This window comes from Bradyrhizobium sp. HKCCYLS3070, from assembly GCF_051167575.1.
Classification (GTDB): Bacteria; Pseudomonadota; Alphaproteobacteria; order Rhizobiales; family Xanthobacteraceae; genus Bradyrhizobium.
This window is the reverse complement of record NZ_JBNPTI010000001.1, coordinates 610,063-622,683: the sequence shown is the minus strand read 5'-3', so window position 1 is coordinate 622,683 and position 12,621 is coordinate 610,063. Positions and strand designations below refer to the sequence as shown.

Genomic DNA, 12,621 nt, shown 5'->3' with positions numbered 1-12,621 from the left:
CAGACCCGAAGGAATGGCCATGGGGAAGCAGCTCGTTTTGTTACTCGCCCTCGCTGCAACGCTTTCGAATTGCAGCGCGACCGGTACCGAGCGGTCCTTTGCTGACCGAAACCCCGATGTTCAGGGCGTGCAGCCGGAGATCGTGTCGCGCGAACAATGGGGAGCGAAACCGGCAAATGGTGGAATGACAGCCCAGACTGTCATTGGCATAATTATACATCATACGGGCGTTCGCAGTAACAACTCGACAAGCATCGAGGCGAAGATGCGCGGCTTGCAGGCATTCTCGCAATCGCCAGGTCGAGTCTCACCATCAAAGTCAAAACCATCCTGGCCCGATGTACCTTATCATTTCTACATCGACGCAAGGGGCTCCATCGCTGAGGGACGGGATGTAAGGTTCGCCGGTGACACTAATACGGGCTACGATCCTAGAGGTTACATTCAGATTGCTGTCGAGGGTGACTTCGAACATGAAGTGGTACGCCCAGGGCAAAGAGAAGCATTGCGAGGCCTATTAAAGTGGCTCTTAATTCGTTGGAATCTTCCAACGTCCAGCGTCACCATCCACAAACTTCATGCCCCTACCGACTGTCCCGGGCGGAACTTGATACCCGAAATTGAAGCAATCCTGAAGGAGATATAGACCGGTTGACGATTTTGCTGGCGGGCCTCGACCGCGTGAGATCATCATTTCCGAAAGCGCCGAGAGCATCCAGCACGCCGTACGAGCGAGACAATTGCTAGGTTGTTGAACACCTGCTCGGCCATTGCGCGGATGCTGAAGGAAATTCATCTCCGATTGCGAGCATTTGGTGGCCACTCGCGAATTGATGGCTACCGCAGCTCGATGAGAATGCACCCAAAGTCAAGAATCAACTGGAAATCCGTCCGCCAGTACGAAGCTTTCGCGCGTCCGCGTCACGTCGGGCCAGTCGCGATTGAAGTCGGCGATCAGGCGCTTCATCTCGTCGCCGCCGACGGCGCGCTCCATCGCATCGATGGCATCGAACTGATACATCGCCTGATGCACCGCCGGGTCAGCGAGGCTCCAGACCCGCCACGCCTTGCGCACGCCAAAACTCCTGATCGCGTCGGGCAGATGAACGTCGCGATACCAGCGATCGAACTCATCGCGCCGGGCGGGATCAGGCAGGGTCGCGCGAACGACGAAAATGGCTGACGGCATCGAGTTTCCTCCGGACCATGTTGGTGTTGTCGCTGAGTCTACCTGCAATCGGCCGCTCAGCGAAACCCTGCGGCCAGGCCAACCACCTGCCCGTCGAGCCCGTTGAAGCCGTGATGGCCGCGCGCCTGACAGGGATCCCCCGCCTCCGCGCCGCCCGACAGCCACTTCACCCGCGCGCGGCCGCTCGACCATCTGATGAATGGATCGACGCCCGCCGGCAGCGTGAACTTGCAGCCGTCACTGGTGTGATGAATGACCAGCGTCCGCGGCAAGGCGGAGGGCGAGCCAAGGATCGACATCACGTTCGAGGAGCTGCCGGACTCCGGGCTGAGGAAGCCCGAAGTCAGCACCAGCGCATCCGGCCGGGCACCGCGGGCAATGCCTTCCGCGGCGCGCAACGTGCCGCGGCTGGTCCCGATCACCGTCACCGGCCGCTTGATCGCGGCCATGTAGTCCACCGCGGCCTTCAAATCGGTGCTGGCGTCCGCGACCATGACGGCGAGCCCGCGGGCGGCATAGGCGTTGCGCGTGCGCACCAGCTGGTTGCCGAGCAGGCCGTGAATGTCGCCGCGATCGCCGACATTGATGGCGCCGTCGCCGCCGGGCAGCAGGATCACGCTGGCGCGCACCGAGGCCGGCCTGATCAGGGCGACGCGGGAGCCGCCGATCGTCACGGTCTCATCGGCGCCGGCGGCTTGAGCGGCGGCGGCCGATATCATCAGCGCCATGCAGATGCGCACGATCAAAAAACGCGACCTCGCCGTCGTCTCGATCATTGGAGCCTCCCCGCGCCGACTCGCGCGATGACGGGAGACTATCAGAATCAACGAGGCCCGGAGTGCCTAGGAGTCCGGGCCTCGTCACCTCGCGACCTCGCGCGAGCGAGGCCGGTCGGTATTTGATGAAATCTAGCGCCGGTTCACACGGGTCGCATTGAGCTGGCTCAAAACGTCAGTAGCAGCGGGTGATCGTGACGGAGTGATCGCCGCCGCGGCGTCCCGGCACCGTCACGGTCTGCATCGGGCAGCTCGACACATAGGGGCGATCCGACGGCACGACGTTCGGCGGAAAGCGGTGGACCCAGTCCCACGGGACGTCGTAGGTATAGGTGTAGCGCACATCGGCCGATGTGTGCTCGGGGATCTGCTGCGGCACGGGCTCGCCATAGCCGCCATAGGCGAACGCGCCGGCAGCCGGCAGATAGGAACGATAACCGCGGTGGTGGTGACGGACGAAGGGCCGCACGCCAGGCGCCGGCGGGACGACTTGGCTTGCCCCCGCCTGACCGGCGGCCACGGGCGCAGCCACGGCAACGCCAGACCGGGCCGACGCGGCCTCGGAGGAGAACACCAGCGCGGCGGCTGCCGCGCAGACGACCAGAACTCTGGAATTCCGATATGCCGATGTTCTAACAGCCATGATACGCGACCCTACTCTTCTGACCCATCAGCGATCGACAAAGGCTAGGCCAGCGGCCCAGTTCCCGCAAACCCTTCGTTAAAGGTTAGTTAAGCCGTAAGCTTAACGCCAGGGGCGAAAACGGCGCAGATTGCCGCGCCGATCCGGCGGCAGCGCGCGGCGGCCGCCAGACTTCGTCAAATACGACGGCGACCCGCCGGTGCGCCGCCCTCCCTGCTCTTCAACCGCCGCTCACAACGGCAGATTGTCGTGCTTCTTGGCCGGCATCTCCATCTTCTTGTCACGCAGCATGGCGAGCGCACGGGCGATGCGGCGGCGGGTGGAGTGCGGCATGATGACGTCGTCGATGTATCCGCGCTCGGCAGCGATGAACGGCGACAGGAAGCGGTCCTCGTATTCCTTGGTGCGCGCGGCGATCTTCTCCGGATCCGCCATGTCGGCGCGGAAGATGATCTCGACGGCGCCCTTGGCGCCCATCACCGCAATCTGCGCCGTCGGCCAGGCGTAGTTCATGTCGGCGCCGATCTCCTTCGAGGCCATGACGTCGAAGGCGCCGCCATAGGCCTTGCGGGTGATCACGGTGACGAGCGGCACCGTGCATTGCGAGTACGCGAACAACAGCTTGGCGCCATGCTTGATCAGGCCGCCATATTCCTGCGCGGTGCCCGGCAGGAAGCCCGGCACGTCGACGAAGGTGACGATCGGGATGTTGAAGGCGTCGCAGAAGCGGACGAAGCGCGCGGCCTTGCGCGAGGCGTCGCTGTCGAGCACGCCGGCCAGCACCATCGGCTGGTTGGCGACGAAGCCCACGGTGCGACCGGCAATGCGACCGAAGCCGGTGACGATGTTCTTGGCGAAGCCTTCCGCGATCTCGAAGAAGTCGCCCTCGTCGACGACCTTCAGGATCAGCTCCTTCATGTCGTAGGGCTTGTTCGGATTGTCCGGGATCAGCGTGTCGAGCGACATGTCGACGCGCTCGATGTCGTCGAAGCTCGGCCATTCCGGCACGCCGTCGGAGTTGTTCGACGGCAGGAAGTCGATGAGGCGCCGCATTTGCAGCAGGGTCTCGACGTCGTTGTCGAAGGCGCCGTCGGCGATCGAGGAGCGCGTCGCATGCACCGAGGCGCCGCCGAGCTCCTCCGCGGTCACGACCTCGTTGGTGACGGTCTTCACGACATCCGGGCCGGTCACGAACATGTAGCTGGTGTTCTTCACCATGAAGATGAAGTCGGTCATCGCCGGCGAATACACGTCGCCCCCGGCGCACGGGCCCATGATCACCGAGATCTGCGGGATCACGCCGGACGCCAGCACGTTGCGGCGGAACACGTAGGAATAGCCCGCGAGCGCCGCGACGCCCTCCTGGATGCGGGCGCCGCCGGCGTCATAGAGGCCGATGATCGGCGCCCTCGCCTTCATCGCCATGTCCTGCAGCTTGGTGATCTTCAGCGCGTGGGTCTCGGACAAAGAGCCGCCGAACACGGTGAAGTCCTTGGCGAACACAAAAGTCTTGCGGCCGTTGACGGTGCCCCAGCCGGTGACGACGCCATCGCCCGGGACCTTGGTCTTCTCCATGCCGAACTCGGTCGAACGGTGCTCGACGAACATGTCGAACTCCTCGAACGAGCCCTTGTCGAGCAGCAGCTCGATGCGCTCCCGCGCCGTCAGCTTGCCGCGTGCGTGCTGCGCCTCGATGCGCTTCTCGCCGCCGCCGAGCTTGGCGCCTTTGCGCCGCTCCTCGAGGGTGTCCAGGATGTCCTTCATGCGCTTCCCGCCCGTTCCCGATGTCGTGACTGTTGGCGGCCTTCTATCACGGCTATTTCGGAGCCGGAAAGCCGCTTTCGGCCGTGCCGCCCCTCCTCCCACAGTTCGGAATTGGAAGCAGAATCATGGATATGGCCGCTCAACCGGATCTGGTCACTGAGCCTGCCGGCACATCCCATGGCGCCGTCCATGGCGGCCCGCGCCTGCTGCTGCGGCTCGAAGGGCTGGCGCTGGCCGCCGGCGCAGCCGCCTTCTATGCCCACCAGGGCGGGTCGTGGTGGCTGTTCGCGGCGCTGTTTCTGGCCCCGGACACCAGCTTCGCGGCCTATCTCGGCGGACCGCGCGTCGGCGCGGTCGTCTACAATGCCGTCCACAGCACGCTGGCGCCCGCCGCCCTGCTCGCCCTCGGACTCCTGGCCGGACAACCGCTGGTCACGGCGATCGCGACCGTCTGGCTTGCCCATATCGGCGTCGACCGCCTCGCCGGCTACGGTTTGAAATATGCCGACGGCTTCGGCTTCACCCATCTCGGCCGGATCGGCCGGGCCGCGGCCTGATCGGACGGCGCGTCCCCTGCACGCCCCGGATCAGTGCGCGGCCGACGGCAGCTCCCGGTTCGGCGTCGCCGCGGCCGGCTTGTCGCGGGTGAAGAACCGGATCACCACGACGAAGAACACCGGTACCCAGAGCACCGCGAGGAAGGTCGCCGTGATCATGCCGCCGAGCACGCCCGTGCCCAGCGCCTGCTGGCTCGCGCCACTCGCCCCCGTGGCGATCACCAGCGGCACGACACCGAGGATGAAGGCCAGCGACGTCATGATGATCGGCCGGAAACGCAGCTCGCAGGCGGTGACGGTGGCCTCGATCAGGGGCATCCCGCGCGCCCGCAGGTCCTTGGCGAACTCGATGATCAGGATCGCGTTCTTCGCCGACAGGCCGATGATGGTGATGACGCCGACGGTGAAATAGACGTCGTTCGGCAGGCCGCGCAGCCAGGCCGCGGCGACCGAGCCGATCAGGCCGAGCGGCACGGCGAGCATGACCGCGAACGGGATCGCCCAGCTCTCGTACAGCGCGGCGAGGCAGAGGAAGACGAACAGGATCGACAGCCCGAGCAGGAACGCGGCCTGCGATCCCGCAAGCTTCTCCTGCAGCGACTGGCCGGTCCAGGCGTAGCCGAAGCCCTTCGGCAAGGTGCCCATCAGCCGCTCCATCTCGGCGATCGCGTCGCCGGAGGTGTAGCCCGGCTTGGGATTGCCGGTGATGCGGACCGACGGGTAGCCGTCGAAGCCGACGACCTGGGTCGGCCCGACCACCCATGACAGGCGGGCGAAGGAGGAGAACGGCACCATCTCGCCGGCCGTGTTGCGCACGCTGTAGGTCAGCAGGTCCTCCGGCTTGAGGCGCTTGTCCTCATTGGCTTGCACGATCACGCGCTGCATGCGGCCGAGATTGAGGAAGTCGTTGATGTAGCTCGAGCCGAGGCTCGTCGACAGCGCGCCGTTGATGGCCGCGAAGGTGACGCCGAGCGCGGCCGCCTTGGCACGGTCGATCTCGAGACGGACCGAGGGCGCCGGCGGCAGCCCCTCGACGCTCAGCTTGCCGAGCACGGGCGAGTTCGCCGCGGCCGCAAACAGCGTATCCTTGGCCGCCATCAGCGCATCATAGCCGCGCTGCGAGCGATCCTGCAGGCGGAAACTGAAGCCGGAGGTGTTGCCGAGATTGTCGATCGGCGGCGGCGCCAGCACCGACACCTCGGCATCACGGATTTTCGCGAACTGCGGATTGAGCTTGGCGATCAGGGCGTCCGCGCTCTGGGCCTTGTTGCGCTCCGACCAGTCCTTCAGCGTCACGAAGGCCTGCGCGGTGTTGGCGCCCTGGCCGTAGAAGCTGAAGCCGGCGACGAACGACACCGTGTCGATGCCGGGCGTCGCGACCAGCTTCTCGTTGACCTCCTGCAAGATGTCGAGGGTCCGGTTGGCGCTGGCATCGGCGGGCGCCAGCACGTCGACCATGACGAAGCCCTGGTCGTCCACCGGCAGGAAGCCGCCGGGCATGCGCCAGAACGAATAGCCGAGCCCCGCCAGGATCAGTGCATAAACGATCATGAAGCGTCCGGCGCGCGCCACGATCCAGCGCGTCGCCTGGCTGTAGCGGTTGGTCGCCGCGGCAAAGCGGCGGTTGAACCAGCCGAAGAAGCCGCGTGCGGCGTGGCCGTGCCCCTTCTCGATCGGCTTCAGCAGGGTCGCGCACAGCGCGGGCGTCAGCGACAGCGCGAGGAACGCCGAAAAGCCGATTGACACCACCATGGCGGCGGAGAACTGCTGATACATGATGCCGACCGAGCCCGGGAAGAAGGCCATCGGCACGAACACGGCCATCAGCACCAGCGTGATGCCGATCACCGCGCCGGTGATCTGATCCATCGCCTTGTCGGTCGCCTCGCGCGGCGGCAGCCCCTCTTCCGCCATGATGCGTTCGACGTTCTCGACCACGACGATGGCGTCGTCCACGAGGATGCCGATCGCGAGCACCATGCCGAACATCGTCAGCACGTTGATGGAGAACCCGAGCGCGAGCAGCACGCCGCAGGTGCCGAGCAGTGCGATCGGCACCACGATGGTCGGGATCAACGTGTAGCGGATGTTCTGCAGAAACAGGAACATCACCAGGAACACCAGCACGACGGCCTCGCCCAGCGTCATCAGCACCTTCTTGACGGAGGCCGCGATCACCGGGGTCACGTCGTAGGAGACTTCGTACTTCACGCCCGGGGGAAAGAACGCGGCAAGCTCCTCCATCCGCGCCTTGACTGCCTTGGAGGTGGCGAGCGCATTGCCGGCCGGCGCCAGTTGCACCGCGACCGAGGCGGCCGGCTTCCCGTTGAGCCAGGACGAGAACGCATAAGAGAGACCGCCGACCTCGATGCGCGCGACGTCCGCAAGCCGCACGGCCGAGCCATTCAGGTTGGCGCGCAGCACAATGTTGCCGAACTCCTCCGGCGACTCGAGCTGGCCCTTCACCAGCACGGTGTTCTGCACCCGCTGGCGGGTCGGCGACGGCTGCACGCCGAGCTGGCCGGAGGCGACCTGCGCGTTCTGCGCCGCGATCGCCTGATCGACGTCCTGCGGCGTGAGACCGAGGCCGAGCAGCTTGTCGGGATCGAGCCAGATGCGCATCGCGCGCTCGGTGGCGAACAGCCGCGCACGGCCGACGCCGGGCAGCCGGCGCAGCTCGGGCAGCACGTAGCGCGTCGCGACGTCGCCGAGCCCGATCTCGTCGAGACTGCCGTCGGTCGAGGTCAAGGTGACGAATTGCAGGATGGCGCTGCTCGCCTCGAGAATGACGATGCCCTGCTGCCGCACCGCCTCGGGCAGGCGCGGCTCGATGCGCTTGATGCGGTTCTGGACGTCGACGGAGGCGAGGTCGATGTCGGTCCCCGGCTTGAACGAAGCGAGGATCTCGACCTCGCCGGTGGTGTCGCTGGTCGATTCGTAGTTCAGGATGCCGGCGGCGCCGTTCAGCTCCTCCTCGATCAGGCGCGTGACACTGTAATACAGGTTCTCGGTCGACGCGCCGGGATAGGCGGTCGAAATCGAGATCGAGGGCGGCGCGATGATCGGATACTGCGCGACGGGCAGGAACGGAATCGACAGCACGCCGGCCAGGCAGATGAAGATCGCCACGACCCAGGCAAAGATCGGACGTGCGATGAAGAAGCGCGACATGACAACCTCCGGGCCGTGACTGCGTCAGTTCGAGGCGGACGGCTTGTCGGAGCCGGAAACCTTCCAGGGCACGGCTGTGACGGCACTGCCGGGCGCCACCTTCTGGACGCCGTCGACGACGACGCGCCAGCCGGGCTTGAGGCCATCCTCGATCAGGACGCCGGAGGCGAGCGTACGCCCGGCACGTACCGGCTGAAGGGTGGCGCGGCCTTCGTCATTAACGACATAGACGGCGCTGCTGCCCGACGTCGTGCGCTGCACAGCCTGCGCCGGGACCACGATGCCGTTGGTATCGATCGCCTCCTCGATCTGCACCCGGACATACATACCGGGCAGCAGCTCGCCTTCGGGATTCGGAAACTCGCCGCGCAACGTCACCTTGGCGGTGCCCGGATCGACGCTGACGTCGGAGAACAGCAGGCGCCCTGCATGCTTGTAGATTGAGCCGTCGTCCAACACGAGTCGGACGCGCGCCGCGTCGGGCGCAACGCTCTTCAGCCGCCCTTCCGCGAGATCGCGCCGCAGTTCGTTCAGCTCGGCAACCGACTGGGTGAAGTCGGCATAGACCGGATCGAGCTGCTGGATGGTGGCGAGATGAGTCGTCTCGTTGGGATTGACCAGCGCGCCTTCGGTGACCAGCGCACGGCCGATGCGGCCGCTGATCGGCGCGCGCACCGTCGCCCAATCAAGATTGAGCTGCGCCTGCGCAACCGCGGCCTTCTGGGCCGCGACGTCGGCCTCGGCCTGGCGCTCGGAGGCAACCGCGAGCTCGTACTGCGCCTGGGACGTGGCCTGGCCGGTCAACAAGGTCTTGAGGCGGTCTTCCTGGCGATCGGCCTGATAGAGCACGGCCTCGGCCTTGGCGAGCGCAGCGCGAGCCTTGTCGAGCTCGACCTGGAACGGCGCCGGATCGATCCGGTACAGCACGGCGCCTGCCTCGACGAGCGCGCCCTGCTGGAAGCTGCGCTCGACCACGATGCCGCTGACGCGCGGCCGCACCTCGGCGATCCGCATCGACGTGATCCGCCCCGGCAGGTTCTTGGTCAACGTCACCGGCGCCGCTTCGACCGTGATCACGCCGACCTCGGGAGGGCTCGACGCTTGGGAGGCACCGGAGCCGTCACGGTCGCTGCACGCTGCAAGCGTGAGAAACGAGACCGCACAGATCGTCGCGCCGGCCGAACGGATCAATTGCTCTCTCAGCATGAAGTCCATCTTGTTACGTCGCCGGCGCGCATGGATGCTGGACGATTATCGAGGACATCGGATCGCCGAGGATCCGCCGCCCGTCTTCCAGATCGTCGCTCACCAACTCGACGCGTCGTATGCCACCGTCGCGAGCCGGCGAACGTTCGTGCGCTCCTCATAGGCGAACTGATAGCTGCAATCCAGAATTTTTCCGCAACATGCGGCGACTGCGACAACTGCGCACCATGTATCATCGCAGAAGTCTGCAAGGATGCTGGGCGATATGTCGCGCTTTGCTTCCCGGGCGTTGATGCGGAGTCCGAAAGGCACGAAGAATCCGCAACGACACCGAAAGGATAATGGATCACCCACAAGTCGGATCACGCGACGCTGACGGTCGATGATCGCCTCGTCCTGATCACGTTACCGGGCGCAGAGGCCGCGATCGCCAAACGGTCGCACGAGCGCCGCGTGATCAGCATACCGCTCTCCGCCGGGCTGCCCGCCCGAGCAACGCACATGCCCCCTCGATCCGTTGTCCACCATGCATCTCACGGGATGGTTTGACAGCGCCATGATCGCTCGTTCTACTTGGTTGCAAAGCCGCGCCACAAGCGGCGAGCCAGGAGGACGGTCATGGAGCGACACCATGGTAGCGCGCCGTTGGCGCTTGCCGCGCGCGCCTGTTTCGGTCTCAGACGCGTATCGCGCACCACCGCTGGACCAGCGCGGCGTTCGGCAGCAACGGCGGTGGTCATGATGCTGCTCGCTGCACTCGGTCCCGGGCTCTGCGGCAGCGCGAGCGCGCAGGGCATCACCAAGGACGTGCCCGCCCGGGTCGAGATGTACCCGATCCCCTCGCTGACCCTGTCCGACCGGCAGTTCCTCTCCGGCGACGACGGCGGCAAGCCGGTCACCGTCGTCGGCGAAATGCGCGTGGCGCAGGGCAGCGGCAGGCTGCCGGTAGTGGTGCTGATGCACGGCTCGGGCGGCGTCGGCGCCAACATCGCAGCCTGGAGCCGCACCTTCAATGCAATGGGGATCTCGACCTTCGCGATCGACGGCTTCACCGGGCGCGGCATCACCGCGACCAGCACCAACCAGGCCCAGCTCGGCCGGCTGAACCTGATCATGGACATCTATCGTGCGCTGGACGTGCTGGCGAAGCATCCGCGCGTCGATCCCGAGCGCATCGTGCTGATGGGCTTTTCACGCGGCGGACAGGCGGCGCTGTATGCTAGCCTCCAGCGCTTCCACAAGCGCTGGAACAATTCCGGGCTGCAATTTGCCGCCTACATCCCGTTCTATCCGGACTGCTCGACGACCTATCTCGGTGAGACCGACGTCGTGGCGCGGCCGATCCGGATCTTTCACGGCGGACCGGACGACTACAATCCGGTGCGGACCTGCAAGGCCTATGTCGAGCGGCTGAAGGCAGCGGGCCGCGACGTCGCGCTGACCGAATATCCGGACTCGCCGCACGGCTTCGATCTCGGCCTGCTCGGCGCCAACATGCTCGCCGTCGCGCCGAAGGCGCAGACCGTGCGCAACTGCCGCATCAAGGAGAGCGACGGCGGGATGCTGATCAATGCCGACACGCAGCAGCCCTTCACCTATCAGGACGCCTGCGTCGAGTTCGATCCGCATGTCGGCGGCAATCCGGCCACGGCCGAGGCGGCCCGCCAGGCGGTGACGGATTTCCTGCGCGCACTGTTCAAACTGTCGTGAGCAAAAATAGAACGATTTGGATCAATTCTTGAGGTGACAGGTCGAACGCATCGGGTCTTGCTGCGTTGTCGCTCACTTTTCGACGATGAAACGGAGCCCGATGATGCGCGCCTCTCGCCTTGCGATCCCAACTTTGCTGACCGCCCTCGCCTTGGGCGGCGCGGCCCATGCGGCGCCTGCCGCGCCGTTCCGGGGGCTGGAGGGCTCCTGGACCGGCGGCGGCGTGATCAGCATGTCCGACGGCAACCAGGAGCGGCTGCGCTGCCGCGCGGCCTATGACGTCGGCGGCGCCGGCGAGCAGCTCCGGCTCAACATCCGCTGCGCGAGCGACAGCTACAACATCGACCTCTCCAGCGACGTCGCCTATCGCGGCGGCGAGATCTCGGGGCAATGGAGCGAATCGAGCCACAACGCATCCGGCACGATCGAGGGCCGCGCGGTCGGCAACCGCATCGAAGCCCAGGCGCGCGGGCAGACGTTTTCCGCCGGGCTGTCGCTGACGACGCAGGGACGCCGGCAGACCGTGTCGATCCGCCCGGCGGGCACGGAGATCAGGGGCGTCGACCTGGAGCTGGCGCGGAGATAGGCCACCAACATTTCCGCGTCATTGCGCGCGAAGCGGCGAAGCGAAGCGATCCCGAGTCCCTCGATGACTCCGGATTGCTTCGTCGCTTCGCTCCCCGCAATGACGACAGTGTCCTGGTCTTCGAGGAACTCACGTTCGCTGGTCCCGGATATCGCTGCGCCCATCCGGGCTACGCCACGACATCACGGCAGTTCGATTCACACCGCGCCGATGTCTTTCAGGCAAGCCTGCGTCAGCGTCATCCGAGCCTCGACGTGGCGCGGCTCAGGGCAGTCCATGTTGAGCGCGAACACGGTCGGCTGATCGCCCTTGTCGACCCAGCCGACCATCCAGCCAAGCGCCCCCTGCTCCTTGCCGAGCAGTCCGGACTTGAAGTGAATGACGGCATCGCCGACCTTGGTCACGGGGATGATGTCGCGGGTCAGATCCTGGCTGCGCTTGGAGACCTGAAGCACGCCACGCCTGAGGCGATCGATGAAATCGACCTGCTCGACGGGATCGATGCGAAGCGCGCCGGTCAGCCAGAACTGGTCGATGCCGCCGCCGATGTCGTGATTGCCGTAGTCGAGCTCCTCGAGATATGTCTGCATCCGCTCAGCGCCGATGCGGCGCGCGATCTCCTGATAGACCGGCACGGCGGAGACCGCGATCGCGCTGCGCAAGGTGTGGTCCTTGTTCCAGGCCTCGATCGATCTCGAGACGCCATCCCACTTGAACACGTCCTTGTCGGGATCCTCGACGACGCCCGTCTCCAGCGCGATCAGCGAGTTCGCGATCTTGAAGGTCGAGGCCGGCAGCCTTGCCTCGCCGGAGCGATCGGTGTCGCTGGCGATGACGAGATATTCCTCGACCTTGTAGGCCAGGAAAGTCCCCTTGGTGCCTTCGTCGGTGAAGCGCTTGGCGAGATCGCTGCGGATCTCGTTGCGCGGCGGCGCGACATGCGCGAATGAACGTGCGGGCAGCAGGCTGGCGCCGGTCATCAGGGCGAGCACGTGGCGGCGGCTCATCATGGGCATCGC

Annotated in this window: 11 protein-coding genes; 4 read left to right on the top strand and 7 right to left on the bottom strand. The window is 65.7% G+C overall.

What is annotated here, in order from left to right:
• The first annotated feature begins 19 nt into the window (after nt 1–19).
• On the top strand, nt 20–646 hold the full coding sequence (locus ACQR03_RS02805; RefSeq protein ID WP_315749652.1) for a peptidoglycan recognition protein family protein: 627 nt from the start codon (nt 20–22) through the stop codon (nt 644–646).
• A gap of 222 nt (nt 647–868) precedes the next feature.
• On the opposite strand, the gene ACQR03_RS02800 is transcribed toward ACQR03_RS02805, so the two are convergent.
• The 4 genes from ACQR03_RS02800 to ACQR03_RS02785 form a co-directional block, all read right to left on the bottom strand.
• Nucleotides 869–1,189 (bottom strand): hypothetical protein, encoded by a 321-nt coding sequence (locus tag ACQR03_RS02800; protein WP_315749650.1) that lies wholly within the window; start codon nt 1,187–1,189, stop codon nt 869–871.
• A 56-nt stretch (nt 1,190–1,245) separates the two neighbouring features.
• Nucleotides 1,246–1,965, bottom strand: a complete 720-nt coding sequence (locus ACQR03_RS02795; protein ID WP_315749648.1) for an alpha/beta hydrolase — start codon at nt 1,963–1,965, stop codon at nt 1,246–1,248.
• A gap of 175 nt (nt 1,966–2,140) precedes the next feature.
• Nucleotides 2,141–2,608 carry a hypothetical protein gene (locus ACQR03_RS02790; RefSeq protein WP_315714530.1) on the bottom strand — a complete coding sequence of 156 codons (468 nt, stop codon included), beginning with the start codon at nt 2,606–2,608 and terminating at the stop codon, nt 2,141–2,143.
• 231 nt (nt 2,609–2,839) lie between these two features.
• The gene (locus ACQR03_RS02785; RefSeq protein WP_009027335.1) at nt 2,840–4,372 is read right to left on the bottom strand and encodes an acyl-CoA carboxylase subunit beta; all 1,533 of its coding nucleotides are present in this window, start codon (nt 4,370–4,372) and stop codon (nt 2,840–2,842) included.
• A 125-nt stretch (nt 4,373–4,497) separates the two neighbouring features.
• Here ACQR03_RS02785 and ACQR03_RS02780 point away from each other — a divergent pair, with 125 nt between their 5' ends.
• Entirely contained in the window at nt 4,498–4,929 is a 432-nt protein-coding gene (locus tag ACQR03_RS02780) for a DUF4260 domain-containing protein (RefSeq protein WP_315749647.1), read from the top strand.
• A gap of 30 nt (nt 4,930–4,959) precedes the next feature.
• Here ACQR03_RS02780 and ACQR03_RS02775 read toward each other — a convergent pair whose 3' ends face one another.
• Nucleotides 4,960–8,100, bottom strand: a complete 3,141-nt coding sequence (locus ACQR03_RS02775) for an efflux RND transporter permease subunit (protein WP_315749646.1) — start codon at nt 8,098–8,100, stop codon at nt 4,960–4,962.
• Nucleotides 8,101–8,124: 24 nt separating this feature from the next.
• Entirely contained in the window at nt 8,125–9,306 is a 1,182-nt protein-coding gene (locus ACQR03_RS02770; protein WP_315749644.1) for an efflux RND transporter periplasmic adaptor subunit, read from the bottom strand.
• Between the two features lie 738 nt (nt 9,307–10,044).
• On the opposite strand from ACQR03_RS02770, the gene ACQR03_RS02765 reads away from it, so the two are divergent.
• Both ACQR03_RS02765 and ACQR03_RS02760 read left to right on the top strand, forming a co-directional pair.
• Nucleotides 10,045–11,016: a dienelactone hydrolase family protein gene (locus ACQR03_RS02765; RefSeq protein ID WP_315750032.1), complete on the top strand. Its 972-nt coding sequence runs from the start codon at nt 10,045–10,047 to the stop codon at nt 11,014–11,016.
• Between the two features lie 100 nt (nt 11,017–11,116).
• A complete protein-coding gene (locus tag ACQR03_RS02760) occupies nt 11,117–11,602 on the top strand; it encodes a hypothetical protein (protein ID WP_315714534.1) in 486 nt (161 codons plus the stop codon).
• Between the two features lie 197 nt (nt 11,603–11,799).
• Here the strand turns inward: ACQR03_RS02760 and blaOXA are convergent, their stop codons facing one another.
• Nucleotides 11,800–12,618, bottom strand: a complete 819-nt coding sequence (blaOXA, locus tag ACQR03_RS02755; RefSeq protein ID WP_434840925.1) for an OXA-1091 family oxacillin-hydrolyzing class D beta-lactamase — start codon at nt 12,616–12,618, stop codon at nt 11,800–11,802.
• Nucleotides 12,619–12,621 lie beyond the last annotated feature (3 nt).

Bases quoted from the DNA above. Each gene is read 5' to 3' on its own strand.
- ACQR03_RS02805 (WP_315749652.1), top strand. From the start codon at position 20: ATGGGGAAGCAGCTCGTTTTGTTACTCGCCCTCGCTGCAACGCTTTCG.
- ACQR03_RS02800 (WP_315749650.1), bottom strand. From the start codon at position 1,189: ATGCCGTCAGCCATTTTCGTCGTTCGCGCGACCCTGCCTGATCCCGCC.
- ACQR03_RS02795 (WP_315749648.1), bottom strand. From the start codon at position 1,965: ATGATCGAGACGACGGCGAGGTCGCGTTTTTTGATCGTGCGCATCTGC.
- ACQR03_RS02790 (WP_315714530.1), bottom strand. From the start codon at position 2,608: ATGGCTGTTAGAACATCGGCATATCGGAATTCCAGAGTTCTGGTCGTC.
- ACQR03_RS02785 (WP_009027335.1), bottom strand. From the start codon at position 4,372: ATGAAGGACATCCTGGACACCCTCGAGGAGCGGCGCAAAGGCGCCAAG.
- ACQR03_RS02780 (WP_315749647.1), top strand. From the start codon at position 4,498: ATGGATATGGCCGCTCAACCGGATCTGGTCACTGAGCCTGCCGGCACA.
- ACQR03_RS02775 (WP_315749646.1), bottom strand. From the start codon at position 8,100: ATGTCGCGCTTCTTCATCGCACGTCCGATCTTTGCCTGGGTCGTGGCG.
- ACQR03_RS02770 (WP_315749644.1), bottom strand. From the start codon at position 9,306: ATGCTGAGAGAGCAATTGATCCGTTCGGCCGGCGCGACGATCTGTGCG.
- ACQR03_RS02765 (WP_315750032.1), top strand. From the start codon at position 10,045: ATGATGCTGCTCGCTGCACTCGGTCCCGGGCTCTGCGGCAGCGCGAGC.
- ACQR03_RS02760 (WP_315714534.1), top strand. From the start codon at position 11,117: ATGATGCGCGCCTCTCGCCTTGCGATCCCAACTTTGCTGACCGCCCTC.
- blaOXA (WP_434840925.1), bottom strand. From the start codon at position 12,618: ATGCCCATGATGAGCCGCCGCCACGTGCTCGCCCTGATGACCGGCGCC.